This window comes from Hydrogenophaga aromaticivorans, from assembly GCF_013387465.1.
Taxonomy (GTDB): domain Bacteria; phylum Pseudomonadota; class Gammaproteobacteria; order Burkholderiales; family Burkholderiaceae_C; genus Hydrogenophaga; species Hydrogenophaga aromaticivorans.
Genome location: NZ_VYGV01000003.1, coordinates 53,239 through 78,506 on the forward strand (window position 1 = coordinate 53,239; position 25,268 = coordinate 78,506).

28 protein-coding genes are annotated in these 25,268 nt (G+C 63.2%); 2 read left to right on the forward strand and 26 right to left on the reverse strand.

Going from position 1 to position 25,268, the window contains the following annotated elements; translation table 11 throughout:
- The first annotated feature begins 107 nt into the window (after positions 1–107).
- Positions 108–1,253 carry a S1C family serine protease gene (locus tag F3K02_RS02305; protein WP_177132913.1) on the forward strand — a complete coding sequence of 382 codons (1,146 nt, stop codon included), beginning with the start codon at positions 108–110 and terminating at the stop codon, positions 1,251–1,253.
- Between the two features lie 58 nt (positions 1,254–1,311).
- Here F3K02_RS02305 and tatC read toward each other — a convergent pair whose 3' ends face one another.
- The 7 genes from tatC to hisI all read right to left on the reverse strand — a co-directional run bounded on the left by tatC (position 1,312) and on the right by hisI (position 4,605).
- A complete protein-coding gene (gene tatC / locus F3K02_RS02310) occupies positions 1,312–2,106 on the reverse strand; it encodes a twin-arginine translocase subunit TatC (protein WP_177132915.1) in 795 nt (264 codons plus the stop codon).
- Positions 2,106–2,597 carry a Sec-independent protein translocase protein TatB gene (gene tatB / locus F3K02_RS02315; RefSeq protein ID WP_177132917.1) on the reverse strand — a complete coding sequence of 164 codons (492 nt, stop codon included), beginning with the start codon at positions 2,595–2,597 and terminating at the stop codon, positions 2,106–2,108. The genes tatC and tatB overlap by 1 nt, the downstream gene beginning before the upstream one ends.
- An 89-nt stretch (positions 2,598–2,686) precedes the next feature.
- A complete protein-coding gene (gene tatA / locus F3K02_RS02320) occupies positions 2,687–2,929 on the reverse strand; it encodes a Sec-independent protein translocase subunit TatA (protein ID WP_177132920.1) in 243 nt (80 codons plus the stop codon).
- A gap of 125 nt (positions 2,930–3,054) precedes the next feature.
- Entirely contained in the window at positions 3,055–3,417 is a 363-nt protein-coding gene (locus F3K02_RS02325) for a histidine triad nucleotide-binding protein (protein ID WP_177132922.1), read from the reverse strand.
- A 12-nt stretch (positions 3,418–3,429) separates the two neighbouring features.
- Positions 3,430–3,819 (reverse strand): DUF4870 family protein, encoded by a 390-nt coding sequence (locus F3K02_RS02330; RefSeq protein ID WP_177132924.1) that lies wholly within the window; start codon positions 3,817–3,819, stop codon positions 3,430–3,432.
- Positions 3,820–3,829: 10 nt separating this feature from the next.
- The gene (locus F3K02_RS02335) at positions 3,830–4,201 is read right to left on the reverse strand and encodes a phosphoribosyl-ATP diphosphatase (protein ID WP_177132927.1); all 372 of its coding nucleotides are present in this window, start codon (positions 4,199–4,201) and stop codon (positions 3,830–3,832) included.
- 5 nt (positions 4,202–4,206) lie between these two features.
- Positions 4,207–4,605: a phosphoribosyl-AMP cyclohydrolase gene (gene hisI / locus F3K02_RS02340; protein ID WP_177133164.1), complete on the reverse strand. Its 399-nt coding sequence runs from the start codon at positions 4,603–4,605 to the stop codon at positions 4,207–4,209.
- A gap of 107 nt (positions 4,606–4,712) precedes the next feature.
- Here hisI and F3K02_RS02345 point away from each other — a divergent pair, with 107 nt between their 5' ends.
- Entirely contained in the window at positions 4,713–5,210 is a 498-nt protein-coding gene (locus F3K02_RS02345) for a lipopolysaccharide assembly protein LapA domain-containing protein (protein ID WP_177132929.1), read from the forward strand.
- Positions 5,211–5,221: 11 nt separating this feature from the next.
- On the opposite strand, the gene hisF is transcribed toward F3K02_RS02345, so the two are convergent.
- The 19 genes from hisF to F3K02_RS02440 form a co-directional block, all read right to left on the reverse strand.
- Positions 5,222–6,001 (reverse strand): imidazole glycerol phosphate synthase subunit HisF, encoded by a 780-nt coding sequence (gene hisF / locus F3K02_RS02350; RefSeq protein ID WP_177132931.1) that lies wholly within the window; start codon positions 5,999–6,001, stop codon positions 5,222–5,224.
- Between the two features lie 2 nt (positions 6,002–6,003).
- Positions 6,004–6,744 (reverse strand): 1-(5-phosphoribosyl)-5-[(5-phosphoribosylamino)methylideneamino]imidazole-4-carboxamide isomerase, encoded by a 741-nt coding sequence (gene hisA / locus F3K02_RS02355; RefSeq protein ID WP_177132933.1) that lies wholly within the window; start codon positions 6,742–6,744, stop codon positions 6,004–6,006.
- A 26-nt stretch (positions 6,745–6,770) separates the two neighbouring features.
- A complete protein-coding gene (gene hisH, locus F3K02_RS02360) occupies positions 6,771–7,433 on the reverse strand; it encodes an imidazole glycerol phosphate synthase subunit HisH (protein ID WP_177132935.1) in 663 nt (220 codons plus the stop codon).
- A gap of 22 nt (positions 7,434–7,455) precedes the next feature.
- Positions 7,456–8,073, reverse strand: a complete 618-nt coding sequence (hisB, locus tag F3K02_RS02365) for an imidazoleglycerol-phosphate dehydratase HisB (RefSeq protein WP_177132937.1) — start codon at positions 8,071–8,073, stop codon at positions 7,456–7,458.
- Positions 8,074–8,078: 5 nt separating this feature from the next.
- Positions 8,079–9,179, reverse strand: a complete 1,101-nt coding sequence (gene hisC, locus F3K02_RS02370) for a histidinol-phosphate transaminase (protein ID WP_177132938.1) — start codon at positions 9,177–9,179, stop codon at positions 8,079–8,081.
- On the reverse strand, positions 9,176–10,519 hold the full coding sequence (gene hisD, locus F3K02_RS02375; protein ID WP_177132940.1) for a histidinol dehydrogenase: 1,344 nt from the start codon (positions 10,517–10,519) through the stop codon (positions 9,176–9,178). The genes hisC and hisD overlap by 4 nt, the downstream gene beginning before the upstream one ends.
- Complete coding sequence (gene hisG, locus F3K02_RS02380) at positions 10,516–11,169, reverse strand: ATP phosphoribosyltransferase (RefSeq protein ID WP_177132943.1); 654 nt, start codon at positions 11,167–11,169, stop codon at positions 10,516–10,518. The genes hisD and hisG overlap by 4 nt, the downstream gene beginning before the upstream one ends.
- Before the next feature lie 115 nt (positions 11,170–11,284).
- A complete protein-coding gene (gene murA, locus F3K02_RS02385) occupies positions 11,285–12,553 on the reverse strand; it encodes a UDP-N-acetylglucosamine 1-carboxyvinyltransferase (protein WP_177132945.1) in 1,269 nt (422 codons plus the stop codon).
- A gap of 130 nt (positions 12,554–12,683) precedes the next feature.
- Positions 12,684–12,920 carry a BolA family protein gene (locus tag F3K02_RS02390; RefSeq protein ID WP_177132948.1) on the reverse strand — a complete coding sequence of 79 codons (237 nt, stop codon included), beginning with the start codon at positions 12,918–12,920 and terminating at the stop codon, positions 12,684–12,686.
- 14 nt (positions 12,921–12,934) lie between these two features.
- Positions 12,935–13,690 (reverse strand): ABC transporter permease, encoded by a 756-nt coding sequence (locus F3K02_RS02395; protein ID WP_177132950.1) that lies wholly within the window; start codon positions 13,688–13,690, stop codon positions 12,935–12,937.
- On the reverse strand, positions 13,687–14,706 hold the full coding sequence (locus F3K02_RS02400) for an ABC transporter ATP-binding protein (RefSeq protein WP_177132953.1): 1,020 nt from the start codon (positions 14,704–14,706) through the stop codon (positions 13,687–13,689). Before F3K02_RS02400 ends, F3K02_RS02395 begins: the two co-directional genes overlap by 4 nt.
- 161 nt (positions 14,707–14,867) lie before the next feature.
- Complete coding sequence (locus tag F3K02_RS02405) at positions 14,868–15,164, reverse strand: STAS domain-containing protein (protein WP_246309100.1); 297 nt, start codon at positions 15,162–15,164, stop codon at positions 14,868–14,870.
- 4 nt (positions 15,165–15,168) lie between these two features.
- Positions 15,169–15,804, reverse strand: coding sequence for an MlaC/ttg2D family ABC transporter substrate-binding protein (locus F3K02_RS02410; RefSeq protein ID WP_177133168.1), 636 nt, complete (start codon positions 15,802–15,804; stop codon positions 15,169–15,171).
- A 110-nt stretch (positions 15,805–15,914) separates the two neighbouring features.
- Complete coding sequence (locus F3K02_RS02415) at positions 15,915–16,676, reverse strand: MlaA family lipoprotein (RefSeq protein ID WP_177132955.1); 762 nt, start codon at positions 16,674–16,676, stop codon at positions 15,915–15,917.
- A gap of 43 nt (positions 16,677–16,719) precedes the next feature.
- The gene (gene mlaD / locus F3K02_RS02420) at positions 16,720–17,199 is read right to left on the reverse strand and encodes an outer membrane lipid asymmetry maintenance protein MlaD (RefSeq protein ID WP_177132957.1); all 480 of its coding nucleotides are present in this window, start codon (positions 17,197–17,199) and stop codon (positions 16,720–16,722) included.
- Between the two features lie 18 nt (positions 17,200–17,217).
- Positions 17,218–17,997 (reverse strand): lipid asymmetry maintenance ABC transporter permease subunit MlaE, encoded by a 780-nt coding sequence (gene mlaE / locus F3K02_RS02425; RefSeq protein ID WP_177132959.1) that lies wholly within the window; start codon positions 17,995–17,997, stop codon positions 17,218–17,220.
- Complete coding sequence (locus tag F3K02_RS02430; protein WP_177132961.1) at positions 17,994–18,809, reverse strand: ABC transporter ATP-binding protein; 816 nt, start codon at positions 18,807–18,809, stop codon at positions 17,994–17,996. The genes mlaE and F3K02_RS02430 overlap by 4 nt, the downstream gene beginning before the upstream one ends.
- 77 nt (positions 18,810–18,886) lie before the next feature.
- The gene (locus F3K02_RS02435; protein ID WP_177132963.1) at positions 18,887–20,353 is read right to left on the reverse strand and encodes a glutamate synthase subunit beta; all 1,467 of its coding nucleotides are present in this window, start codon (positions 20,351–20,353) and stop codon (positions 18,887–18,889) included.
- 32 nt (positions 20,354–20,385) lie between these two features.
- Positions 20,386–25,164, reverse strand: coding sequence for a glutamate synthase-related protein (locus F3K02_RS02440; protein WP_177132965.1), 4,779 nt, complete (start codon positions 25,162–25,164; stop codon positions 20,386–20,388).
- Between the last annotated feature and the right edge of the window lie 104 nt (positions 25,165–25,268).

Consider the following 25,268-nt stretch of genomic DNA (forward strand, 5'->3'; position numbering starts at 1 on the left):
GCGGGTTGAACTCTGAACACAAGATGCCATATGCAGCACAATGAGGTCAAGCGGCATGACTCACTCCCCAGTGGCCGCAACCCTAGACCTGAACTTCCTGATCCGACATGAAACGACTCTGGCTGGTTTTTGCCCAATCCGTGACCGTGTTGCTGGCAGCTCTTTTTGTAGTCGCCACGCTGAAGCCCGAGTGGCTAAACCGCAAACCCACATTCGCCTCGGTGGTCCCTGTGCTGGAAGCCCCCGCACCGAGAAATGCCCTGCCAGCGACCAACAGTTTCAGCGCTGCCGCACGCGCCGCCTCTCCTGCGGTGGTCAGCATCAACACCAGCAAAGCCGCCGAAGCCGGGAGCCAGAATGCGGACCCCTGGTTCCGCTTCTTTTTCGGTGAACAGGGGAAGGCGCAGCCCCAGGCGGGTCTGGGTTCCGGAGTGATTGTCAGCCCAGCGGGTTACATCCTCACGAACAACCATGTGATCGAAGAAGCCGACCAGATCGAGGTCATCCTCAACGATGGTCGCAAAAGTGCAGCTCAAGTGATCGGGACCGATCCGGAAACCGATCTGGCGATTCTGAAGGTCGACCTGAAGGATCTGCCCGTGATCACGCTGGGCGATTCCGATGCCCTTGCCATCGGCGATCAGGTGTTGGCCATCGGCAACCCATTTGGTGTGGGGCAGACCGTGACCAGCGGCATTGTCAGCGCACTCGGACGCACGCAGCTCGGCATCAACACTTTTGAGAACTTCATCCAGACCGATGCGGCCATCAACCCAGGCAACTCGGGTGGCGCACTGGTGGACACCAATGGCCACCTGATGGGAATCAATACCGCCATCTACTCGCGCTCGGGTGGCTCCATGGGCATCGGTTTTGCCATCCCGACGTCGACCGCGCGCAGCGTGCTGGACGCCATCGTGCGCGACGGTCAGGTCACTCGCGGCTGGATCGGCGTGGAGCCTCAGGACCTGACGCCAGAACTGGCCGAGAGCTTTGGTTTGGCGTCGGGCACGGGCGTCATCATCACCGGCGTTCTGCAGAATGGACCGGCTGCACAGGCTGGCATCCGGCCTGGGGACGTGATCGTGGGTGTGGCGGGTCGCAATGTCACCAATGTGGCGCAGCTGTTGTCTGCCGTTGCCGCGCTTCAGCCTGGCACACCGGCCACACTGGATGTCGTGCGCAAGGACGGCAAAAGCAGCGTTGACATCACCCCTGGAAAGCGCACCCCACCACCCCGACAGGTCGAGTGAATTCCAAGATTTGCACTGACCTCACCGATCAGACCGGGCCACCAAACAGAAAATCAACTCACTTTGCGGGTGCGTCTTCGGCTGGCGCTTCAGGCGCAGCGGTGTTCTTGATGAACCACTGCGCGCCCCAGATGCCCACTTCATACAGCAGGCACATGGGCACCGCCAGAGCGAGTTGTGAAATGACATCGGGCGGGGTCACCACCGCGGCGATGACAAACGCGACGACGATGAAATAGCCGCGGAACTCCTTGAGTTTCTGCACCGTCACCATGTTTGTCTTCACCAGCAACACCACCACGATGGGTACCTGGAACGCCAGACCGAAGGCCAGGTAAAGCGACAGAATGGCTTCCACGTACGACGCAATGTCGGGTGTGGCCGCGACGCTGGCGGGGGTGAACTGCTGGATGAAGCCAAACATCTTGTCGAGCACGAACAACTGCACAAAGGCAATGCCCACGTAGGCCAGCAGGCTGCCCAGCACGATCAGTGGGATCGCAAAGCGCTTTTCATGGCTGTAAAGGCCCGGAGCCACAAAGGCCCAGATCTGGTACATCCACCACGGCAACGACAGCAGGAGTGCCGCCATGGCCAGCACCTTGATGGGCACGAAAAACGGAGAAAACACGCCCACTGCGATCAGCTTGGCACCCGGTGGCATGTGGGCCCTGATCGGCGTCGCGATCAGGTCGATCAGCCCACTGGGGCCCGGCCAGAAGGCCAGCAGAGCCATGCAGATGGCCAATCCCACAATGCCGTAGAGCAGCCGATCACGCAGCTCCATCAGGTGCTGGACAAAAGGCTGCTCGGAACCGGCGAGTTCGTCGGTGGAATCTTTGGGGTCGGACATCAACGGGGAGCGGTAGTGGAGCGAGGACGGAAACGCGCCACGCGCGCGGCTCCCGACTGGGTGCGGGTACGGATGCCCGTGCGGGCCTTGTACCACTGGGGCATGGCTTTCTGCTTGATGCGCCAGTTCTTCTTGGGGTGCTTGTAAGCCGGGTGCAGGTCGGAGCCGATGGAGCCCAGCGCATCGTCGTAAGAGGCCGCGCCATCCAGGCCGGCGGTGGCTTCGGACCACGATTTCTCGAAATCACCGGCACCCGTCTGCACCGACGATTCGACATCACGAGCAGCGCTCTCGACCGACTCCTTCATCTTCTTGAGCTCTTCGAGTTCCATCGAACGGCTCACCTCGGCCTTCACGTCCGAGACGTAACGCTGGGCCTTGCCCAGCAAGGCGCCCACGGTGCGCGCCACGCGGGGCAACTTTTCAGGACCGATGACGATCAGCGCCACCGCCCCGATGAGGGCGAGCTTGGAAATGCCCAGATCAATCATGTGTCGGCCATCCGGAAATCAAGGCTGGCGCGGGTATACCCCGCACCGAGGTCACAGCGGTTCAGAGAACAACCGCGGGTGTCACAACTTCAGCTTTTTTGCTTGGCTTCGACGTCGATGGTGTTCTTGTCGGTCCGTGTGTCTTGCGTCACCTGGCCGGGAGGCGTCGGGGCGGCGTCGTTCGCGCTCTGGCCGCCCTCTTTTATGCCGTCTTTGAATCCCTTGACGGCACCACCCAAGTCCGAGCCAATGTTTTTGAGCTTCTTTGTCCCAAACACCATCACGACGATCAGCAGCACGATCAGCCAGTGCCAAATCGAGAAGGAACCCATAATTTTCTCCAGATATAGAAATAGAGCGTTGGACGCTGTGGGTGGGATTCTAAGCCCGGGTCAGAGTTCAGAAGTCCTTCAAAGGGAATTCCCGCGCCTCCGCCAAATACCCTCCCCGGCCGTTGTCAGCCCCGCAGCCAAGGACGTGGTCCGCCCATGATGTGCACATGCAGATGCCGCACTTCCTGTCCACCTTCGGTACCGGTGTTGCACACCATGCGGAATCCGCCATCGGGATACGGATTGCACCCCTGTTCCAGAGCGAGTTTCGGTGCGAGCACCATCATGCGCCCCATCAGGCGCTCGTGCTCGGGTGTGAGCTGGGCCATCGAAGCGATGTGCGTTTTGGGCACCATCAGAAAATGAACCGGCGCCCAAGGATGGATGTCATGGAAAACGAACAGGTCCTCGTCTTCGTACACCTTCTTCGAGGGGATCTGGCCAGCGATGATCTTGCAGAAAATGCAGTCCGGGTCGTGCGTGCTCATGGGTAGGAATGATCAGTCGGGCAGGGATTGGCTGGCGTTCATGCGCACCATGCCCTTGACGATGCGGTAGAGAAACCAGATGGAAATGATGGCCCAGGCGATCGCACCAGGCAGGTACAACAACAGAAACAGCGGGAACGTCACCACGTAGAGCACGCCAGCCCAGATCACGGTGCGGATGCGCCATGAGAAATGGCTGGCCTGCCAGGTGCCTTCGGCGTCGGACTTCTTCACCAGATCGATGATCAACGCAACGATCAGCAGTCCAGCGCCCACTTGCGCTCCAGGAATGACCGCGGCCACAGCCACGATCAGATGCAGCAGGTAGCTGACCCAGCCGATCGTCTTGAGCGCCTCGGCTTTTTCGCTGTCGACAGTTTTGACGTCGATGAAGTCGCTCATGTTGGACCTTTCAGGATTTGGACTCGGCTTCGCGCGCCACCGCCTTGCGCAGCGCTTTCTCTTCCAGGCCACTCAGGCCCTCGCGCCGCGAGAGCTCGTCCACCACGTCCGCGGGCGTCTTGCCGTAATGCGCCAAGGCGATCATGCAGTGAAACCAGAGATCGGCCACTTCATTGACCAGCTTCTGACCGTCACCACCCTGGTCGCAGTCCTTGGCAGCCATCACGGTTTCGGTGGCCTCTTCGCCGATCTTCTTCAGGAAGGCATCAGGACCTTTGTGCAGCAGGCGCGCGACGTAGCTCTTTTCGGGATCACCGCCATTCGCTGGTTTGCGGCTTTCAATCACGGCGGCCAGGCGCGCCAAGGCATCGGTGGAAGACATGGGGATCATTTGTAAATGGATTCGGGATCTTTGAGCACCGGATCGACCGCGTGCCATTGCCCGTTTTCATGGCGTTGGTAGAAGCAGCTGTGGCGCCCGGTGTGGCAGGCGATGCCCGGCTCATGGCCGAGTTGCGTGACCTTGAGCAGCACCACGTCGTTGTCGCAGTCGAGGCGGATGTCGTGCACCGTCTGCACATGGCCCGACTCTTCGCCTTTGAACCAGAGCTTGTTGCGTGAGCGGCTGAAATACACCGCGCGGCCGAGTTCGGCCGTTTTCTGCAACGCTTCGCGGTTCATCCAGGCGAACATCAGCACATCGCCGCTGGTCGCTTCCTGCGCGATCACCGGGACCAGCCCCTGGGCATCCCATTTCACTTCGTCCAACCATTTCATAGCGGGAATCTACCATGTGTGCGGCACCCGACAGAGGCGCAGGCCGAATGCCGGTAGGATGGTTTTTCTCAACACCTGTTCCATTCCGGGGCCGGGTTCACCCACAGGACACCGATATGAAGATCCGAACGCTCATCCTCATCCTGTTCATTCTGCTGATCGCCGGCTTCGTGGCCCTCAATGTCGAACAGATTCTGCAACCCACGGCGCTCAACTTCGGATTCACCCAGGTGCAGGCCCCACTGGGACTGGTGCTGCTGGGCATGCTGACCTTGGTGTTGGTGGTTTTTCTGCTCGCGCTGGTTTATTACCAGACGGTCCATCTCATGGAAGTGCGACGCATCACCCGCGAGGCAACCGAACAGCGCCATCTGGCCGACAAGGCCGAAGCGTCCCGTTTCACCGAACTGCGCCAGTACTTGCAAACCGAAATGCAGGCCGCGGCCGCGCGCGAACTGGAATTGTCGGAGAAAGTGCAGCAGAAGATGGAGCAATCACAGGCTGTGCTGACCCGGGTCATCGAACAATCCGGTAACGGTCTGGAGGCGAGCATCGGCGAACTGGAAGACCGGATGGAACGGCAGTGGCAGAACACCCCCCCGCGCCACACATGAATCGCTTGCGCTCAGATCCGCACCGGTATGCCGCGCTCGGCCATGCGCGCTTTGGCCTGGGCCACGGTGTATTCACCGTAATGGAAGATGCTGGCGGCCAGCACGGCGTCCGCCCCGCCCTGCTGCACGCCATCGGCCAGGTGGTCGAGGTTGCCCACGCCGCCCGAGGCGATCACCGGCACATTCACCGCATCGGCCACGGCCCGGGTGAGCGCCAGGTCAAACCCCGATTTGGTGCCGTCGCGGTCCATGCTGGTGAGCAGGATTTCACCGGCGCCGAAATCGGCCATCTGTTTCGCCCAGGCAATGGCGTCCAGCCCGGTGTTCTTGCGGCCGCCGTGGCTGTAGACGTCCCAGCCCTCCCCGCGAGCAGCCAGATCGTCGCCGTGGCGGCGCTTGGCGTCGATGGCGACCACGATGCACTGCGCACCGTATTTGTCTGACGCGTCGCGGATCACCTGCGGGTTGGCAATCGCCGCCGAGTTGAAACTGGTCTTGTCCGCGCCCGCGTTGAGCAGGCGGCGCACGTCTTCCACGGTGCGCACACCGCCACCCACAGTCAGCGGGATGAACACCTGCGAGGCCACGGCTTCGATGATGTGCAGGATCAGGTCGCGCCCGTCGCTGGTGGCGGTGATGTCGAGGAACGTGAGTTCGTCGGCGCCCTGCTCGTTGTAACGCGCCGCGATCTCCACCGGGTCGCCGGCATCGCGCAGCTCGACGAAATTGACGCCCTTGACCACGCGGCCACCGGTCACGTCCAGGCAGGGGATGATGCGTTTGGCGAGCATGCTCAGCCGTTCAACTCGTCAGCAAGATTCTGCGCGGCTTCGAAATCGAGGTCGCCGCTGTATATGGAGCGGCCACAGATCACCCCCTCGACGCCCTCGTCCTCGACGTCGCAGAGTTTGCGGATGTCTTCCAGGTTGGACAGCCCCCCCGAGGCGATCACGGGAATGGACAACGCCTGCGCCAGCTTGACGGTGGCTTCGATGTTGATGCCCGAAAGCATGCCGTCGCGGCCGATGTCGGTGTAGATGATGGATTCGACACCGTAGTCTTCGAACTTCTTGCCCAAGTCCACCACTTCGTGGCCGGTGAGCTTGCTCCAGCCATCGGTGGCGACCTTGCCGTCCTTGGCGTCCAGGCCCACGATGATGTGGCCGCCGAAGGCGGTGCAGGCGTCCTGCAGGAACCCTGGGTTCTTCACCGCGGCGGTACCGATGATCACGTAGCGCAGGCCGGCGTCAAGGTAGCGCTCGATGGTGTCGAGATCGCGGATGCCGCCGCCCAATTGCACGTCCACCTCCGAGCCGATGCTCTTGAGGATGGCGCGGATGGCCTGCTCGTTTTTCGGTTTGCCGGCAAATGCCCCGTTGAGGTCCACCAGGTGCACGCGGCGCGCACCTTTGTCGACCCAGCCCCGCGCCACGGCGGCCGGGTCTTCGCCGAACACGGTGGTCTGGTCCATGTCGCCCTGCTTGAGGCGAACGCACTGGCCGTCTTTGAGATCAATGGCGGGAATCAGCAACATGATGGTGTCAATACAAGCGGAAGGACTCAGGGATTCCAGTGGAGGAAGTTGCGGTAGAGCGCCAGCCCCTGATCGGCGCTCTTTTCGGGGTGAAACTGGGTCGCAAAGATATTGTCGCGGGCGATCGCCGCAGCGAACCGTCCGCCGTAGTCGGCCTCACCCACACAATGCTGCAGACTGGCCGGGTGCGCGTAGTAGCTGTGCACAAAATAGAAGTAGGCGCCGTCATTGATGCCGGCCCACAGCGGATGTGCCGTACCGCGTCCCAGATCGTGGAACACCTGGTTCCAGCCCATCTGCGGCACCTTGAACCGGCTGCCGTCGGCCTGCAGGCGACCTTCGAGGCGGAAACGCACCACTTCGCCCGGAATCAGGCCCAGGCCATCGGTCGGACCTTCTTCGCTGCGGTCGAGCAACATCTGCATGCCCACGCAGACACCAAAGAGCGGCTTGTTCGCCGCTGCGTGCAACACGGCCTCTTTCAGACCGGAAGCCGCCAGTTCGTTCATGCAGTCGGCCATGTGGCCCTGCCCGGGCAGCACCACGCGCTCGGCGTCGAAGACCGCCTGGGGATCGGAGGTGACGAGCACATCCAGACCGCTGCCCGCGGCCACATGCACCACGGCCTGCGACACGGAGCGCAGATTGCCGCTGCCGTAGTCCACCACGGCGACTGTCTTGGATTTCATCGGAACTGGGGCGAAGAAAAACTCAGAGCGAGCCTTTGGTCGAGGGAATCACATCGCCCAGGCGCGCATCGCGCTCCAGCGCCATGCGCAGCGCGCGGGCAAAAGCCTTGAACACGGTCTCGGCCTGGTGGTGGGCGTTCTCGCCGTGCAGGTTGTCGATGTGCAGCGTCACGCCGGCGTGGTTGACGAAACCCTGGAAAAACTCGAAGGCCAACTGGGTGTCGAAGCCTCCGACCATGCCGCTCTTGAACGGCACGCGCATGTGCAGGCCGGGACGGCCCGAGAAATCGACCACCACGCGCGACAGCGCTTCGTCGAGCGGCACATAGGCGTGGCCGTAGCGGCGGATGCCTTTTTTGTCGCCCACGGCCTTGGCAAAGGCCTGACCGAGCGTGATGCCCACGTCTTCCACCGTGTGATGGCCGTCGATGTGCAGGTCGCCCTGGGCCTGGATGTCCAGATCGATCAGCCCGTGGCGGGCAATCTGGTCGAGCATGTGATCGAAGAACCCGATGCCGGTGGACAGCTTGGATGCACCCGAACCGTCGAGGTTGATGCGCACGCTGATCTGCGTTTCCGCGGTGTTGCGCTGGACCTCGGCCACTCGGTCGGCGGCAGCGGCAGGGGAAACGGAGGACATGACGGTCATAGGGTTTGTTGCAGGGCGCTGATCAGCAACGCGGTCTCGGCGGGAGTACCCACCGTGAGGCGCAGGCAGTTGGCCAGCGATGGGTGCATTTTAGAAACATTCTTGACCAGAATGCCGCGCGCCTTCAGACCGTCGAAGCAGCGTTGTGCATCGGGCACACGCGCCAGCACCATGTTGGCGTCGCTGGGGAACGGCGTCACGCCCGGCATCCGGCCCAGCGCATCGATCAGCACCGCCCGCTGCTCGCGGATCTGCGCGGCTTGTTGCGCGAACACGTCGGCGTGCTCCAGCGCAAACAGCGCGCATTCGGCATTGAGCACGCTCACGTTGTAGGGCGGGCGCAGCTTGTCCACCTCGTGCACCAGCGTCTGAGGCCCGAGCATGTAGCCCAGGCGCACACCGGCGAGACCGAACTTGGAGAGCGTGCGCATGAGCAGCACGTTGGCGTTCGCCACCGGGTTGGCGCGGATCTCGTCGAGCCAGCTGCGGCTGGAGAAGGGCTGGTAGGCCTCGTCCATCACCACCAGACCGCCGAACGTGGCGGCCTCGGCGATCAGGCGGCGGATGACACCTGCGTCCCAGAGGTTGGCGGTGGGGTTGTTCGGGTAGGCAATGTAGGTGATGGCGGGCTGGTGCTCTCGCATGGCGGCCAGCATGGCGGCCTCGTCGAGCTCGAAGTCGGCCGTGAGCGGCACGCCGTGGAAAGCCAGGCCCTGCAGCTGCGCGCCCATGGCGTACATGACGAAACCGGGCATGGGCGACAGGACGGACGCACCGGGCACGTCGCAGGCCATGGCCAGCAGAGAGATCAGCTCGTCCGAGCCGTTGCCCAGCATCAGGCCACAGCCTTCGGGCAGGTCCACGTAGCGCGCCAGCGCCTGCTTCAGCTCGTCGATGCGGCCACCGGGATAGCGGTTGATCGCCACAGCACCCAAGCGCTCGCCGAGTTTCTGCTGCAGTTCGGGGGAGAGTGAAAACGGGTTCTCCATCGCATCCAGCTTGACCATGCCAGCCGACTCCTGGATGGCGTAGGCGTGCATGGACTGGATGTCCTGGCGGATGAAGCGCAGCGGGTTCGGAGTGTTCATGGCGTTCATTTCGCGACTCGCATGGGAGGAACATCGTTCAGACGCATCTCCGCAGCACGGGCATGCGCCTGCAGGCCTTCGCCATAGGCCAGCTCGGCGGCGATGGTGCCCAGCGTTTGTGCGCCAGCGGCGCTGACCTCGATCAGGCTGCTGCGTTTCTGGAAGTCGTACACACCCAGCGGGGAGGAAAAACGGGCCGTGCCGCTGGTGGGCAGCACGTGGTTGGGGCCGGCGCAGTAGTCACCCAGGCTCTCGCTGGTGTAGGCCCCCAGGAAGATGGCGCCCGCGTGCTTGAGCAGCGGTTCCCAGCGATGCGGCTCGGCGCTCGACACCTCCAGGTGCTCGGGCGCGATGCGGTTGCTGATGGCGCAGGCCTCCTCCATGTTGCGCGTCTGGATCAGCGCGCCGCGGTCGTTCAGGCTCCTGGCGATGATGGCTGCGCGCGGCATGGTGGGCAGCAGGCGGTCGATGGCGGCCTGCACGGCTTCGATGTAGGCCGCGTCCGGACACAGCAGGATGCTCTGCGCCAGCTCATCGTGTTCTGCCTGAGAGAACAGGTCCATGGCCACCCACTCGGCCGGTGTGCTGCCATCGGCCAGCACCAGGATTTCGCTCGGTCCGGCGATCATGTCGATGCCCACGGTGCCGAATACCCGCTTCTTGGCACTGGCCACGTAGGCGTTACCCGGGCCGGTGATCTTGTCGACTTTGGGCACGGTGGCCGTGCCGTAGGCCAGCGCGGCCACGGCCTGCGCGCCGCCGATGGTGAACGCGCGCGTGACGCCGGCCACGTAGGCGGCGGCGAGCACCAGCGGGTTCTTCTCGCCGCGCGGCGTGGGCACCACCATGATGATCTCGGCCACACCCGCCACGTGGGCCGGAATGGCGTTCATCAACACGCTGGACGGGTAGGCCGCCTTGCCACCGGGCACGTAGATACCCACGCGGTCCAGCGGCGTGACCTTCTGGCCCAACAGCGTGCCGTCTTCGTCGCGGTAACTCCAGCTCTCGCCGCTGGCCTTCTTCTGCGCCTCGTGGTAACTGCGCACCCGGCGTGCGGCGGATTCCAGCGCGTTGCGCTGGGCGGTGGGCAGGCCGTCGAAAGCGGCTTTGAGCTCGGACTGGGTCAGCTCCAGCGTCTTCAGGCTGTCCACGCTCAGGCCGTCAAAGCGCTCCGTGTACGCCAGCACCGCCGTATCGCCGCGTTGCTGCACATCGGCCAGGATGTCGGCCACGCGCTGCTCGATCGCGCTGTCCGTGTCCGCCGACCAATGCAGCCGGGCCGCAAACTGGGCCTCGAAATCGGCCGAGGTGGTGGACAGACGGAGGGGCGCGGCGGTGGGGCTCATGACAGAACGGCGTTCTTTGGAATGGCGTTGGAGAATGCGTCGAGGATGGGGCGGATGGCGGCCTGCTTGAGCTTGAGCGCGGCCTGGTTGACTACCAGGCGCGAGCTGATGTCCATGATGCGTTCGACCTCGACCAGCTGGTTGGCCTTGAGCGTGTTGCCGGTGGACACCAGATCGACGATGGCATCGGCCAGGCCGGTGAGCGGCGCGAGTTCCATGCTGCCGTAGAGCTTGATCAGGTCCACGTGCACGCCCTTGCTGGCGAAGAACTCGCGCGCGATCGTGGTGTACTTGGTGGCCACCTTCAGGCGTGAGCCCTGGCGCATGGCCGAGGCGTAGTCAAAGTCGTTGCGCACCGCCACGCTCATGCGACATTTGGCGATCTGCAGATCCAGCGGCTGGTACAGGCCCTGGCCGCCGTGTTCGATCAGTGTGTCCTTGCCGGTCACGCCCAGATCGGCGCCGCCGTACTCGACGTAGGTGGGCACGTCCGTGGCCCGCACCAGCACCACGCGCACACCGGGCTGGTTGGTCGGCAGGATCAGCTTGCGCGACTTTTCTGGGTCTTCGAGCACCTCGATACCCGCAGCAGCGAGCAGCGGCAGGGTTTCGTCAAAGATGCGGCCTTTGGACAGGGCTAAGGTAATCAAAACTTCACTCCAACAGACGTGACCCCGCCAACCCAGAACACCGCGGGACTGGCTTTGCCAGACCGCAGGTGTTGCCCCCTTGAGGGGGTCGCGCGAAGCGCGGCGGGGGTGGATTTCATTTGATGCGCTCGATGTCTGCGCCAATGCCGCGCAGCTTGGCTTCCATCTGGTCGTAGCCACGGTCCAGGTGGTAGATGCGGTCAACGATGGTCTCGCCCTCGGCCACCAGACCGGCAATCACCAGACTGGCGGAGGCACGCAGGTCGGTCGCCATGACGATGGCGCCTGACAGCTTGTCGGTGCCTTCAACCACCGCCACCTTGCCATCGGTCTGGATCTTCGCACCCAGGCGCACCAGTTCGTTGACGTGCATGAAGCGGTTTTCAAAGATCGTTTCGGTCACCTTGCTGGAACCGGTGGCGATGCAGTTGAGCGCCATGAACTGGGCCTGCATGTCGGTCGGGAAACCCGGGTATTCGGTGGTGCGGAAGCTCTGCGCTTTCAGGCGGCCCGAGGCGCGAACGCGGATGAAGTCGTCACCGGCCTCGATTTCGGCGCCCGCGTCGTGCAGCTTGTCGATCACCGCGTCCAGGTGTTCGGCCCGCGCGTGGCGCAGGATCACGTCACCGCCCGTGGCGGCCACCGCACACAAAAAGGTGCCAGCCTCGATGCGGTCGGCTACCACCTGGTGGGTGCAGCCGCGCAGACAGTCGACACCCTGGATGTGGATGCGGCTGGTGCCGTGGCCTTCAATCTTGGCACCCATGGCGATCAGCATCTCGGCCAGATCGGTGATCTCGGGCTCCTGGGCGGCGTTCTCCAGCAGGGTTTCGCCCTCGGCCAGCGCAGCGGCCATGAGGAAGTTTTCGGTGCCGGTCACGGTGATCATGTCGGTGGCGATGCGCGCACCGTGCAGGCGCGTCTTGCCCGCCGGCAGCTGCGCCACCATGTAGCCGTGTTCGACCAGGATCTCGGCGCCCATGGCCTGCATGCCCTTGATGTGCTGGTCCACAGGGCGCGAGCCGATGGCGCAGCCACCCGGCAGCGACACGCGGGCGCGACCAAAACGCGCCAGCAGCGGACCCAGCACCAGCACCGAAGCGCGCATGGTCTTGACCAGCTCATAGGGCGCTTCGGGCTTCAGCGAATCGGGCGCCTGGAAACTCATGCCACCGCGCTCGCCGTGCGTTTCGGACTGAACACCCATGTTGTCCAGCAGCAGCCGCATGGTGGCCACATCGCGCAGACGCGGCACGTTGGTCAGCGTCACCGGCTCGGCGGTGAGCAAGGTGGCACACAGCTCGGGCAGGGCCGCGTTCTTGGCGCCGGATATGGTTACTTCGCCATTGAGGGGGCGCCCACCGGTGATGCGCAGTTTGTCCATGGGGGAGATGTCTTTCAGTTAGTACCGGACAGCAACCACTGCACCGCGCGGGTCCAGGTCACCACAGAACCGGCTTCGCCGGGCTGCAGGTGCGCCCCCTGGGGGGTGACGCGAAGCGGTGCGGGGGGAGTCATTTCGCCGCCCATTCGGCGGGGGTGTAGGTCTTCATCGACAGCGCGTGCACTTCATCGCTCTGGATGCGCTCGCCCAGCGTGGCGTAGACCCGCTTGTGCCGGGCAATGGCGCGCATGCCCTCGAAAGCGGGGGACACGATCACGGCCGCCCAGTGGCGGCCATCGCCGGTGACTTCAAGGTGCTCGCAGGGCAGGCCCGCGGCGATCAGTTGTTGCAGTTGGTCAGCGGTCATGGCATTCGATGGAATCAGTGGCGGATTTTGTAGCCGATGCGCAGCAGGTGCAGCGCCACGGCACTGACCAGAACAAACGCACTCCCAACCAGACCCAGACTCAACCAGGGCGAGACGTCGCTGACGCCAAAGAACCCATATCGGAAGCCGTCAATCATGTAGAAAAACGGGTTGAGGTGGCTCACGGTTTGCCAGAAATCCGGCAGGGAATGGATGGAGTAGAACACGCCCGAGAGGAAGGTCATGGGCACGATGATGAAGTTCTGGAACGCGGCCATCTGATCGAACTTTTCCGCCCACAGGCCGGCAATCAGCCCCAGCGCTCCCAACAGGCCAGCCCCCAGGAATGCAAAAACGAGTATCCACAGCGGCTCCGCGAGGGTGGGCCGGGCAAACCACCAGGTCGCCAGCATCACTCCCGCTCCCACGGCCAGGCCGCGCGCCACGGACGAGCCCACATAGGCCACGAACCAGGCGCGGTGCGACAGTGGCGTGAGCTGCAAAAACACCAGATTGCCCATGACCTTGCTCTGGATCAACGAGCTGCTGCTGTTGGCGAACGCGTTCTGCAGCACGCTCATCATCACCAGACCGGGCAACAGGAACGCGGTGTAGCTGACCGACTCGTAGACCTGAACGCGGTCTTCGAGCACGTGTCCAAAGATCATCATGTACAGGATGGCGGTGATCACGGGGGCGGCCACCGTCTGGAAACCCACCTTCCAGAAGCGCAGGATCTCTTTGTAAAACAGCATTTGCCAGCCGGTCATGGTGAATTCGCCCCCACGCTCGGCATTGACGTGTCCTCGTTCCCTCCCATGGGGGCGGTTTCCGCCTTGGGACGGCCCGGCGGCGAAATCCCTTCCTGCGCACGGTGTGCCGAGTTGCTGCCTTCGATCACCTCAATGAACACGTCCTCCAGATCGGCTTTACGAATCTCGATGTCGTCCACATGCACACCGGCTTCGCGCACGCTGGCCAGAATGCGTTCGACCGCTTGCGCGTCGTTGGCGGGCAGTTGCACCACGCGCCCGGTGACCCGGGCCATCGCCGCGAGATCGTCGGGCAGCGTGTCATCCGTCTTGAAACGCAGCACGTTCGACGCCGCACGCCTGAGCAGTTCGGAGGTGCGGTCCAGCGCCACCACTTCGCCGCGGTTGAGCATGGCGATGCGGTTGCACAGCGCTTCGGCTTCTTCCAGGTAGTGGGTGGTCAGCAGCACCGTGCTGCCTTGTTTGTTGAGCTGGGAAATGAAATGCCACAGGGTCTGGCGCAACTCCACGTCCACGCCTGCGGTGGGCTCGTCAAGCACGATCACCGGCGGCTTGTGCACCAGTGCCTGCGCCACCAGCACACGGCGCTTCATGCCGCCTGAGAGCTGGCGCATGTTGGCGCTGGCTTTGTCGGTCAGGCCCAGGCCCGCAAGCAACTCGTCGATCCAGGCGTCGTTGTGACGAATGCCGAAATACCCGGACTGGAAACGCAGCGCTTCACGCACATTGAAAAAGGGATCAAACACCAGTTCCTGCGGCACCACACCGAGCGCACGGCGCGCAGCCTGGTAGTCGGTTTGAACATCGTGTCCTTTCACCAGCACGCGCCCACCGGTGGCGCTGGCCAGCCCGGCGAGGATGCTGATGAGGGTGGTTTTCCCAGCTCCGTTGGGGCCTAGCAACCCGAAAAATTCACCGGACTGGATATCGAATGACACCGCCTTGAGCGCATGCAGGTCGCCGCGGGAAGAAGGATAGATCTTGGAAACGTTCTGAAATGAGACTGCAGGCATTGCGGGTGCGGGACCACGAGATCACCGGCCCTGACCAGGACATCTGATCACGGCGGGACAGCCTTGTATTTTAAGCCTGCGCGCAACGACGCTGAGGGTACAGGGCCAACAGCCATGCCTTGTCCTCCCCCTGGACTAACCACGCACAGCCGCCAGCAACCTCAGCCGGGCAACAACTCGCTCATGCCGTACAGACCGACGAGATCGCGCAAACGTTGAGGAATGTGAGTGACCTGCAGGGTCTTGCCTTGCGCCAGCATTCGCCGACGGAGCTCCAGCAAAACCGCAACGGCCGATGAGTCACACACCTCCAGCCCGCTCGCATCGATCTGCAAGGTCGGTGCCGTCTGAGTGGCCAGCGCGGTGCCTAGCTGCTCCAGGGTCTGCACCGCCTCATTGAGGGTCAGCTGCTGCGGCAACCGGGCCGCAGCAGCCACCACCATGCTGTCGTCGCTCATGTGTTCAACCCGCTTTGGGAGCACTGGCCTTGTTGCGCTGGGTCAGCGTGGCGATCAGGCCATCAATGCCCTTGGCACCGATTTCCTGCGCGAACTGGGTGCGGTAGGTCTCGACGAGCCAGACGCCCAACACGTTCAGATCGTAAATCTTCCAGCCTTGCGGTGTCTTCTCCAGCCGGTAATCCAGCTGGATGGGTTCGCCCCGCCCACGGACTTCGGAACGCACCACGACCTCGGTATCTTCGGGCCTGGAACGCAAGGGACGGAAACTCAGCGTCTGGTCTTTGACTTCACCCAGTGCGCCCGCATAGGTGCGCACCAACAGGATCTTGAACTCGTCCTGCAGCTGCTTCTGCTGCTCGGGGGTGGCCTGGCGCCAATGGCGCCCCACGGCCGACGATGTCATGCGGGAAAAGTTGACGTTCGGCATGATCTTGGTGTCGACCAAGGTCACGATACGACCGATGTCCCCCTTCTGGATCGCGGCATCGGCCTTCACCGCATCCATGACCTCGCCGGAAATGCGCTTGACCAGCACATCGGGCGCTTCATCGGCGGCAAAAGCCTGTGTGGCAACTAGAGGGCTGGCCAGCAGCGCGCTGGTTGCGAGCAAACGGTATATCCATTGTCGACGTTGCATCATCTGAAATTCCTTCTTTGTAGCGGTGGTCCACCGGACTGGAGAACCGTCACCCCACGTGTGAGGGCACTTTAAGTCAGCGGTTCCGCGCTTGTGTATCCGGTGTGTAATTATTTGGTATCGGTGTGTTGTCCATCGCCGTTCTGCAAGCCGATGCCCTTGTCCTTCAGGTCTTCGATCTGACTCTCACGGCGCTGCAGGTACACATCGCGGGTGAAACTGTATTTGTCCAATGCGGCCCCATCGAGCATCGTGGTGGCCCGCAGCAGGTTTGCCCGCGTCTCCACAGCCCGCAGCGCGTACAGCGAATTGCGCAACGCCACATCCGAGAGGCCCTGCACGAAGTCCCCGCGTGCCTCGATGGTGAAACCCGCCGCATCCCGCACCGACGACGGCCCGAAGATCGGCAGCACCAGGTAAGGACCCGAAGGAATGCCCCAGCGGCCCAGCGTCTGCCCGAAGTCAAGCCGCGTGCGCTCGATACCCATCTCGGACGCGATATCCAGCACACCAGCGAGTCCGAAGAAGGTGTTGACATTGAAGCGCATGAAGTTTTCGACCGCTTCGCGCGGGCGCAACTGCAGCGACGCGTTGATGAACGACCAGCCGTCACGCAGGTTCTCAAAGAAGTTGCTCACGCCGGTCCGCACAGGGTCGGGCGTGATGTCACGATAAACGGTAGCGACCGGCTTGAGCACCGCGCCATCCACCGCGTCGTTGAACTCGGTCACCTGGCGGTTGAACGGCTCCCAGGGATCACGCGGATTTGCATTCGGCCCCGTGGCGCAACCGGCCAGCACCAGACACAAGAGGCCCCCAGACACCCAGCGGAGCAGCGCACCAGGAAGCTGTTCAGAGGTTCTGTTTTTCATGTTCTGTTTCCTCCTTCAGATGAAGCACCCGAACGGATCCTCATCAGGGGGCCTTGCTCTCACCACCATCAGCGGCCTTGTCGAACAGAAACTGTCCGATCAGGTTTTCGAGCACCACAGCGGATTGCGTCTGCGTGATCACGTCGCCGCTGGCAAGGTTTTTGGTATCGCCGCCGGGCTCAATGCCGATGTACTGGTCGCCCAACAGGCCGGAGGTGAGGATTTTGGCCGAGGAGTCCTTGGGAAACACCACGTTCTTGTTGATCTCCATGGTGGCCAACCCCTGGTAGGTCTGTGTGTCGAGCACGACGCTGGTGACACGGCCGACATTCACCCCCGCGGAGCGCACCGGCGCACGCGCTTTCAGCCCCCCGATGTTGTCGAACCGCGCCTGCACCACATAGGTCTCCCCTCCGTTGGAGAAGCTGCCCAGGTTGGCCGCCTTCAGGGCCAGGAAAAGCAGGCCCAGCGCGCCCAGCACGACAAACAGGCCAACAAGGATTTCAGTGCTTCTTTTGTTCATACGTAAACTGCTCAGTGATCAAGGGGTCGAGAACATCAGGGCGGTGAGGATGAAGTCCATCGCCAGCACGCCCAGCGAAGCCGTCACCACGGTGCGTGTGGTCGCGTAGGCAACGCCCTCGGGCGTGGCTTCGGTTTCATAGCCCTGGTACAAGGCCACGGCCGTGCAGATGACGCCAAACACCGCGCTCTTGACCACGCCATTGCCGACATCGCGCCACACGTCCACACCGTTTTGCTGGATCGACCAGAAGTTGCCCGCATCGATGCCGATCAAACCCACGGCGACAACCCAGGCACCCAGAATGCCGATCGCGGAAAACAATGCCGCCAGCAAGGGCATCGCAATGACACCGGCGATGAAGCGCGGCGCCAGCACCCGCTTGCGCGGATCGATCGCCATCAACTCCATGGCCGCGATTTGTTCGCCCGCTTTCATGAGGCCGATCTCGGCGGTGAGTGAGGTGCCTGCGCGGCCGGCAAACAGCAGCGCCGTGACCACGGGCCCCAGTTCGCGCACCAGCGAGAGGTTGACCACCAGGCCCAGCGACTCGGCGGCACCAAAATTGGTCAGGGTGTTGTAGAGCTGCAGGGCCAGCACAAAGCCGACCGCCAGGCCAGAGGCCAGGATGATGACCAGCGAACGGTTGCCAATGGCGTGGATCTGCGTCACGACCAGGCCAAAACGGGCCAGTCCAGCGGGCACCGCCTTGATCAATTCGATAAAAAAAACAGCGCCGTGACCCCAGGCTGCGAACACATCCAGGGCTCGACGACCCACATACTGAAGCGGGTTCATCGCGAAGCCTCCAGACCGAAATCGACCGCCACCGGCGGCGCCGGGTAGTGGAACTTGACCGGGCCATCGGGCTCGCCGCGCACAAACTGCCGCACCTCGGGTTCGGTGCTGGCCATCAGCTCGGCCGGCGTGCCCTGGGCCACGACGCGTCCGCCGGTGGCCATGAGCACCACCCAGTCGCTGATCGCCATGCACTGGGGCACATCGTGCGAAATCAGCAGTGTGGTCGCACCCGTCACGTCGGTGAGCGTGCGGATGAGCTTGGCCGCTACGCCCATGGACACCAGGTCCAGCCCGGCGAAGGGCTCGTCGTACATGATGAGCTCGGGGTCCAGCGCAATGGCCCGCGCAAGAGCGATGCGCCGCGCCATGCCGCCCGACACCTCGCTGATGCGCAACCCCGCCGCCCCCCGCAGACCCACCGCATTCAGCTTCATCAGCACGATGTCGCGGATCAGCGGCTCCGGCAGATCGGTCATCTCACGCAGCGGAAAGGCCACGTTGTCGAACACCGAGAGGTCGGTGAACAAGGCGCCGAACTGAAACAACATGCCCAGTCGGCGGCGCAGACGGAACAGCTGGCGCTTGTCACCGGTGTTCACGATTTCGCCATCAAACACCACGCGCCCGCTGTTGGGGGCATGCACGCCGCCAATCAGGCGCAACAAGGTCGTCTTGCCGCAGCCGGAACCACCGAGCACCGCCGTGACTTTTCCGCGCGCAAACCGCAGAGAGAGGTCGTTCAGGATGATTCGGCGGCTGTCGTAGCCAAACGTCACATGATCTATATCAATGAAGGTGGAGTCGCTCATGGGGCCAGGAAAAATGACTGCGCATTGTCGCATGCGGGTCGATCTCTTCCTTTTTCATAGCGAGGAAACCCTAGGGATCAACGTGGCAGGTCGGAGAACCCCATCAGGAACTCGTCCACCGAACGTGCGGCTTGACGGCCTTCGCGGATCGCCCAGACCACCAGGCTCTGGCCTCGGCGCATGTCGCCGGCTACAAACACCTTGGGCACATTGGTGACGTAGCCACCGGTGAAATCGGTGCTGGCCTTGGCGTTGCCGCGGGCATCTTTCTCGACCCCGAAGCCGTCCAGGATGCTGGCGACCGGGTTCACGAAGCCCATCGCCAGCAGCACCATGTCGGCCTTGTAGTCCTTCTCGGTGCCGGGGATCTCAACCAGCTTGCCGTCTTTCATTTCGACGTGCACGGTGGTCAGGCCGGTGACTTTGCCCTTCTCGCCCTTGAAGGCCTTCGTGGAGATGGCGAACTCGCGGGTGCAACCCTCTTCGTGGCTGGAGCTGGTGCGCAGCTTGAGCGGCCAATAGGGCCACACCAGGGGTTTGTTTTCCACTTCGGGCGGCTGGGGCATCACCTCGAACTGGGTCACGCTGACCGCGCCGTGGCGGTTGCTGGTGCCCACACAATCGCTGCCGGTGTCGCCACCACCGATCACGATGACGTGTTTGCCATCGGCGCGCAACTGGCCCTTGAGCTTGTCGCCCGCGTTGACCTTGTTCTGCTGCGGCAGGAACTCCATGGCGAAATGGATGCCGTCCAGGTCGCGGCCCGGAACCGGCAGGTCGCGGCTCTGCTCGGAGCCTCCGGTCAGCAGCACGGCGTCAAAATCTTTCTGCAGCTGTTCGGGCGTGATGGTTTCCTTGGCCCAGTTGGTGACCTTGCTGTCCTTGGGCAGCTCGCCGACCATGACGCCGGTGCGGAACACCACGCCTTCGGCCTTCATCTGCTCGACACGGCGATCAATATGGCTCTTCTCCATCTTGAAGTCGGGGATACCGTAGCGCAGCAGGCCACCGACGCGGTCGTTCTTCTCGAACAGGGTCACATCGTGACCCGCGCGCGCCAGCTGCTGGGCGGCGGCCATGCCAGCCGGGCCGGAGCCGACCACGGCAACCTTCTTGCCGGTCTTGATCCTGGCCGGCTGCGGCTGCACCCAGCCTTCGGCCCAGGCCTTGTCGATGATGGCGTGTTCGATGGACTTGATGCCCACCGCCTCGCCATTCACATTGAGCGTGCAGGCGGCCTCGCAGGGCGCGGGGCAGATGCGGCCGGTGAACTCGGGGAAGTTGTTGGTGCTGTGCAGCACGGTGATCGCGTTCTTCCAGTCGGCCTGGTAAACCAGATCGTTGAAGTCCGGAATGATGTTGTTGACCGGGCAGCCGCTGTTGCAGAACGGCGTGCCGCAGTCCATGCAGCGCGCGGCCTGCACCTTGGCCTGGCTGTCATCGAGGCCGACGACGAATTCCTTGTAGTGCTTCAGGCGCTCGGGCACGGGCTTGTAGCCCTCTTCCAGACGCTCGTATTCCATGAAGCCGGTGACTTTTCCCATGATGTTGGTCCTTCGTATCCGTGTGTCTGGGCTTATTTGGCGGCGGCCGTGGCCTGCTTCGCCGTGCCTTGGGCTTTGGTGGTGGCGGTGGCGGCCGTCTTGCGGGCGTTGATCTCGCCCAGGGCACGCTTGTATTCGTTCGGGAACACCTTCACGAACTTGCCGCGCGACTCGACCCAGGTGTCGAGCAGTTCGCGTGCGCGCTTGCTGCCGGTCCAGCGGTTGTGGTCTTCGAGCAGCTTCTTCAGCTGCGCTTCGTCGCTCAGACCACGGTGCCAGATGGCCTTGTCCATCGTGGCTTCCTGCTCGGCCGTGCTCAGCACCTTTTCCATGCTGACCATGGCAGGGTTGCAACGCTTGGCGAACTGGCCGTCTTCGTCGTACACATAGGCCAGACCACCGCTCATGCCAGCGGCGAAGTTGCGCCCGGTCTTGCCCAGCACGGCCACGGTGCCGCCGGTCATGTATTCACAACCGTGGTCGCCCGTGCCTTCCACCACCGCGGTGGCACCCGAGAGGCGCACCGCGAAGCGCTCGCCGGCCACGCCGGCGAAGAAGGCTTCGCCGCTGGTGGCACCGTACATCACGGTGTTGCCCACGATGATGTTTTGCGTCGCCACACCGCGGAAGTCCAGGCTCGGGCGCACCACCACGCGGCCGCCGGAGAGGCCCTTGCCGGTGTAGTCGTTGGCTTCACCGATCAGGTACAGCGTGATGCCGTTGCACAGGAAGGCGCCGAACGACTGGCCGCCCGTGCCTTCGAGCTGGATGTGGATGGTGTCGTCGGGCAGGCCTTCGGCGTGCACCTTGGTCACGGCGCCGGAGAGCATCGCGCCGACCGAGCGGTTGACGTTGCGCGCTGCTTCCATGAAGCGCACCTTCTCGCCCTTGTCGATGGCGGGGCGGCTCTTGGCGATCAGGATGTTGTCAAGCGACTTCTCCAGACCGTGTTCCTGGTTCTGCGTGTGCAGGCGTGGCACGTCGGCGGGCACCGCCGGCATGGCCAGCAGGCGACTGAAGTCCAGGCCCTTGGCTTTCCAGTGCTCGATGCCTTGTTTGGTGTCCAGCAGGTCGGCACGGCCGATCAGGTCATCGAACTTGCGGATGCCCAGCTGCGCCATGATCTGGCGCGCTTCTTCGGCAATGAAGAAGAAATAGTTGACGACGTGCTCGGGCTTCCCGGTGAATTTCTTGCGCAGCACCGGGTCTTGCGTGGCCACGCCCACCGGGCAGGTGTTCAGGTGGCACTTGCGCATCATGATGCAGCCCTCAACCACCAGCGGCGCGGTGGCGAAGCCAAATTCGTCGGCACCCAGCAGGCCGCCAATGACCACGTCGCGACCGGTCTTCATCTGGCCGTCGGCCTGCACGCGCACGCGACTGCGCAGGCGGTTGAGCACCAGGGTCTGCTGGGTTTCGGCGAGGCCGATTTCCCAGGGCGAACCCGCGTGCTTGATCGACGACCAGGGCGAAGCGCCGGTGCCGCCGTCGTGACCGGCGATCACCACGTGGTCGGCCTTGCACTTGGCCACGCCCGCAGCGATCGTGCCGACACCGATCTCGGACACCAGCTTGACGCTGATGGAGCTGTGCGGCGCCACGTTCTTCAGGTCGTGGATCAGCTGGGCCAGGTCTTCGATCGAGTAGATGTCGTGGTGCGGTGGGGGCGAAATCAGGCCCACGCCCGGCACGCTGTGGCGCAGCTTGCCGATGTAGTCGGACACCTTGCCGCCAGGCAACTGGCCGCCTTCGCCGGGCTTGGCGCCTTGCGCCATCTTGATCTGGATCTGGTCGGCGCTGTTCAGGTATTCGGCGGTGACACCGAAGCGACCCGAGGCCACCTGCTTGATCTTGGAGCGCATCGAGTCGCCCTCCTGCAGCACGTAGTCGACCTCGAAAGTGTCCTTGCCCAGCAGGTCGGACATGGTCTGGCCCTGCTTGATCGGGATGCCTTTGAGTTCGTTGCGGTAACGCAGCGCGTCTTCGCCGCCTTCGCCGGTGTTGCTCTTGCCGCCGATGCGGTTCATGGCCACGGCCAGCGTGGCATGGGCTTCGGTGGAGATGGAGCCCAGCGACATGGCACCGGTGGCGAAACGCTTGACGATCTCTTTCGCCGGCTCGACTTCGTCGATGGAAATCGCCTTGCTGGGGTCGATCTTGAACTCGAACAGGCCGCGCAGCGTCATGTGGCGCTTGCTCTGGTCGTTGATGATCTGGGCGTATTCCTTGTACGTGTTCCAGTTGTTGGCGCGTGTGCTGTGCTGCAGCTTGGCGATGGCGTCGGGCGTCCACATGTGCTCCTCGCCGCGGGCACGCCAGGCGTATTCACCGCCGGTGTCCAGCATGGTGGCGAGCACCGGGTTGTCGCTGAAGGCCGCCTTGTGCATGCGGATGGCTTCTTCGGCGATCTCGAACACGCCGATGCCACCCACGCGGCTGGACGTGCCAGAGAAGTACTTGTCCACCGTTTCGCTGTTGAGGCCGATGGCCTCGAACAGCTGGGCGCCGCAGTATGACATGTAGGTGCTCACGCCCATCTTGGACATGATCTTGGACAGTCCCTTGCCGATCGCCTTGACGTAGTTGTAGATCGCCTTCTCGGCGCTCAGGTCGCCCGGCAGGTCCTTGCAGATCGCGGCCAGGGTTTCCATCGCCAGGTACGGGTGCACGGCCTCGGCGCCGTAGCCGGCCAGCACGGCGAAGTGGTGCACTTCGCGCGCGGTGCCGGTCTCCACCACCAGGCCTACCGAGGTGCGGAGGCCTTCACGCACCAGGTGCTGGTGAATGGCCGAGAGCGCCAGCAGTGCGGGGATCGCCACCTGCGTGGCGCTCACACCGCGGTCGCTGATGATCAGGATGTTCTGGCCGCTCTTGATCGCGTCCACCGCTTCGGCGCACAACGACGCCAGCTTGGCTTCCACGCCTTCGCGCCCCCAGAACACTGGGTAGGAGATGTCCAGCGTGTGGCTGCGGAACTTGCCCTGGGTCACGCCGTCGATGTCGCGCAGCTTGGCCATGTCGGCCACGTCCAGCACCGGCTGGCTCACTTCCAGGCGCATGGGCGGGTTGACGTGGTTGATGTCCAGCAGGTTGGGCTTGGGGCCGATGAAGGACACCAGCGACATCACGATCGCTTCGCGGATCGGGTCGATCGGCGGGTTGGTCACCTGCGCGAACAGCTGCTTGAAATAGTTGTAGAGCGGTTTGTCCTTGTCGGACAGCACGGCCAGCGGGCTGTCGTTGCCCATGGAGCCGATGCCCTCTTCGCCGTTGGCGGCCATGGGGCTGAGCAGGAACTTGATGTCTTCCTGCGTGTAGCCAAAGGCCTGCTGGCGGTCCAGCAACTCGGGGGTGACGCTCTCGGCGCCGGTGGACTGCGGTTCGGTCTGGCCGATGGGCAGCTCCTGTGCATCCTCACCGGCGACCGGTGTTTCCACGTCGTCCAGGCGGATGCGCAGGTTGTCGATCCACTGCTTGTAGGGCTTGGTGTTGGCGAGGTTGGCCTTGAGCTCCTCGTCGTCGATCATGCGGCCCTGCTCCAGGTCGATCAGGAACATCTTGCCGGGCTGCAGACGCCATTTGCGCACGATCTTGTTTTCCGGCACCGGCAACACGCCCGACTCGGAACCCATGATGACCATATCGTCATCGGTGATGCAGTAGCGCGAGGGTCGCAGGCCGTTGCGGTCCAGCGTAGCGCCGATCTGGCGGCCGTCGGTGAACACGATGGAGGCCGGGCCGTCCCAGGGTTCCATCATGGCAGCGTGGTATTCGTAGAAAGCCTTGCGGCGCACGTCCATGGTGGTGTGCTGCTCCCAGGGCTCAGGGATCATCATCATCACGGCCTGGGCCAGCGGGTAACCCGCCATGGTCAGCAGTTCGAGGCAGTTGTCGAAGGTGGCGGTGTCGGACTGGCCGGCGAAGCTGATCGGGTACAGCTTCTGCAGGTCGGCGCCCAGCACCGGCGAAGACATCACGCCTTCGCGTGCCTTCATCCAGTTGTAGTTGCCTTTGACGGTGTTGATTTCACCGTTGTGCGCCACGTAGCGGTACGGGTGGGCCAGCGGCCACTCGGGGAAGGTGTTGGTGGAGAAGCGCTGGTGCACCAGGCCCAGGGCCGAAACGCAGCGGGTGTCCTGCAGGTCCTTGTAGTAAGTGCCCACCTGATCGGCCAGCAGCAGGCCCTTGTAGATCACGGTGCGGCTGCTCATGCTGACCACGTAATACTCTTTGCTGTGCTTGAGCTTGAGCGACTGGATGTGACCGCTGGCGGTCTTGCGGATCACATAGAGCTTGCGCTCCAGAGCGTCCTGCACGATCACGTCGTTGCCGCGCCCGATGAACACCTGGCGCAGGATGGGCTCCTTTTCGCGCACGGTGGGCGACATCGGCATGTCTTTGTTGACCGGCACATCGCGCCAGCCCAGCAACACCTGGCCTTCGTCAGCGATGGCGCGTTCCATTTCCTGTTCACAGGCCAGGCGGGAAGCGTGCTCCTTGGGCATGAAGATCATGCCAACGCCGTACTCGCCGGGCGGTGGCAGCGTGATGCCCTGCGCCGCCATTTCCTCGCGGTAGAGCGCATCGGGCAACTGGATCAGGATGCCGGCGCCGTCGCCCATGAGTTTGTCGGCACCCACTGCGCCGCGGTGGTCCAGATTCTCAAGAATCTTCAGCCCCTGCTGCACGATCGCATGGCTCTTCTCGCCCTTGATGTGAGCGACAAAGCCCACGCCACAGGCGTCGTGCTCATTGGCCGGGTCGTACAGACCCTGTTGCTGGAGTTGCTGCTGTTCGGCTGCCGTGGTCATGGCGCTTCCTTCTCGGTTCGAGGGCATGAAAACAAAATTCGCGGGGTGCAGAGCTTAGTGCAATGCAACAAAAATGCCAAGTTGAATAATTAGGGTCAGGTTTA

Excerpts from the sequence above, each read along its gene's own strand:
- F3K02_RS02400 (WP_177132953.1), bottom strand. The coding sequence starts at position 14,706 with ATGCCTGCAGTCTCATTTCAGAACGTTTCCAAGATCTATCCTTCTTCC.
- tatC (WP_177132915.1), bottom strand. The coding sequence starts at position 2,106 with ATGTCCGACCCCAAAGATTCCACCGACGAACTCGCCGGTTCCGAGCAG.
- F3K02_RS02415 (WP_177132955.1), bottom strand. The coding sequence starts at position 16,676 with ATGAAAAACAGAACCTCTGAACAGCTTCCTGGTGCGCTGCTCCGCTGG.
- F3K02_RS02305 (WP_177132913.1), top strand. The coding sequence starts at position 108 with ATGAAACGACTCTGGCTGGTTTTTGCCCAATCCGTGACCGTGTTGCTG.
- F3K02_RS02390 (WP_177132948.1), bottom strand. The coding sequence starts at position 12,920 with ATGACCGCTGACCAACTGCAACAACTGATCGCCGCGGGCCTGCCCTGC.
- hisH (WP_177132935.1), bottom strand. The coding sequence starts at position 7,433 with ATGAAATCCAAGACAGTCGCCGTGGTGGACTACGGCAGCGGCAATCTG.
- hisC (WP_177132938.1), bottom strand. The coding sequence starts at position 9,179 with ATGAACGCCATGAACACTCCGAACCCGCTGCGCTTCATCCGCCAGGAC.
- mlaE (WP_177132959.1), bottom strand. The coding sequence starts at position 17,997 with ATGAACCCGCTTCAGTATGTGGGTCGTCGAGCCCTGGATGTGTTCGCA.
- F3K02_RS02435 (WP_177132963.1), bottom strand. The coding sequence starts at position 20,353 with ATGGGAAAAGTCACCGGCTTCATGGAATACGAGCGTCTGGAAGAGGGC.
- mlaD (WP_177132957.1), bottom strand. The coding sequence starts at position 17,199 with ATGAACAAAAGAAGCACTGAAATCCTTGTTGGCCTGTTTGTCGTGCTG.
- hisA (WP_177132933.1), bottom strand. The coding sequence starts at position 6,744 with ATGTTGCTGATTCCCGCCATTGATCTCAAAGACGGCCAGTGCGTTCGC.
- tatB (WP_177132917.1), bottom strand. The coding sequence starts at position 2,597 with ATGATTGATCTGGGCATTTCCAAGCTCGCCCTCATCGGGGCGGTGGCG.
- F3K02_RS02330 (WP_177132924.1), bottom strand. The coding sequence starts at position 3,819 with ATGAGCGACTTCATCGACGTCAAAACTGTCGACAGCGAAAAAGCCGAG.
- F3K02_RS02440 (WP_177132965.1), bottom strand. The coding sequence starts at position 25,164 with ATGACCACGGCAGCCGAACAGCAGCAACTCCAGCAACAGGGTCTGTAC.
- F3K02_RS02345 (WP_177132929.1), top strand. The coding sequence starts at position 4,713 with ATGAAGATCCGAACGCTCATCCTCATCCTGTTCATTCTGCTGATCGCC.
- F3K02_RS02395 (WP_177132950.1), bottom strand. The coding sequence starts at position 13,690 with ATGACCGGCTGGCAAATGCTGTTTTACAAAGAGATCCTGCGCTTCTGG.
- F3K02_RS02335 (WP_177132927.1), bottom strand. The coding sequence starts at position 4,201 with ATGTCTTCCACCGATGCCTTGGCGCGCCTGGCCGCCGTGATTGAAAGC.
- F3K02_RS02325 (WP_177132922.1), bottom strand. The coding sequence starts at position 3,417 with ATGAGCACGCACGACCCGGACTGCATTTTCTGCAAGATCATCGCTGGC.
- hisB (WP_177132937.1), bottom strand. The coding sequence starts at position 8,073 with ATGTCCTCCGTTTCCCCTGCCGCTGCCGCCGACCGAGTGGCCGAGGTC.
- F3K02_RS02430 (WP_177132961.1), bottom strand. The coding sequence starts at position 18,809 with ATGAGCGACTCCACCTTCATTGATATAGATCATGTGACGTTTGGCTAC.
- hisF (WP_177132931.1), bottom strand. The coding sequence starts at position 6,001 with ATGCTCGCCAAACGCATCATCCCCTGCCTGGACGTGACCGGTGGCCGC.
- tatA (WP_177132920.1), bottom strand. The coding sequence starts at position 2,929 with ATGGGTTCCTTCTCGATTTGGCACTGGCTGATCGTGCTGCTGATCGTC.
- hisD (WP_177132940.1), bottom strand. The coding sequence starts at position 10,519 with ATGAGCCCCACCGCCGCGCCCCTCCGTCTGTCCACCACCTCGGCCGAT.
- F3K02_RS02405 (WP_246309100.1), bottom strand. The coding sequence starts at position 15,164 with ATGAGCGACGACAGCATGGTGGTGGCTGCTGCGGCCCGGTTGCCGCAG.
- F3K02_RS02410 (WP_177133168.1), bottom strand. The coding sequence starts at position 15,804 with ATGCAACGTCGACAATGGATATACCGTTTGCTCGCAACCAGCGCGCTG.
- murA (WP_177132945.1), bottom strand. The coding sequence starts at position 12,553 with ATGGACAAACTGCGCATCACCGGTGGGCGCCCCCTCAATGGCGAAGTA.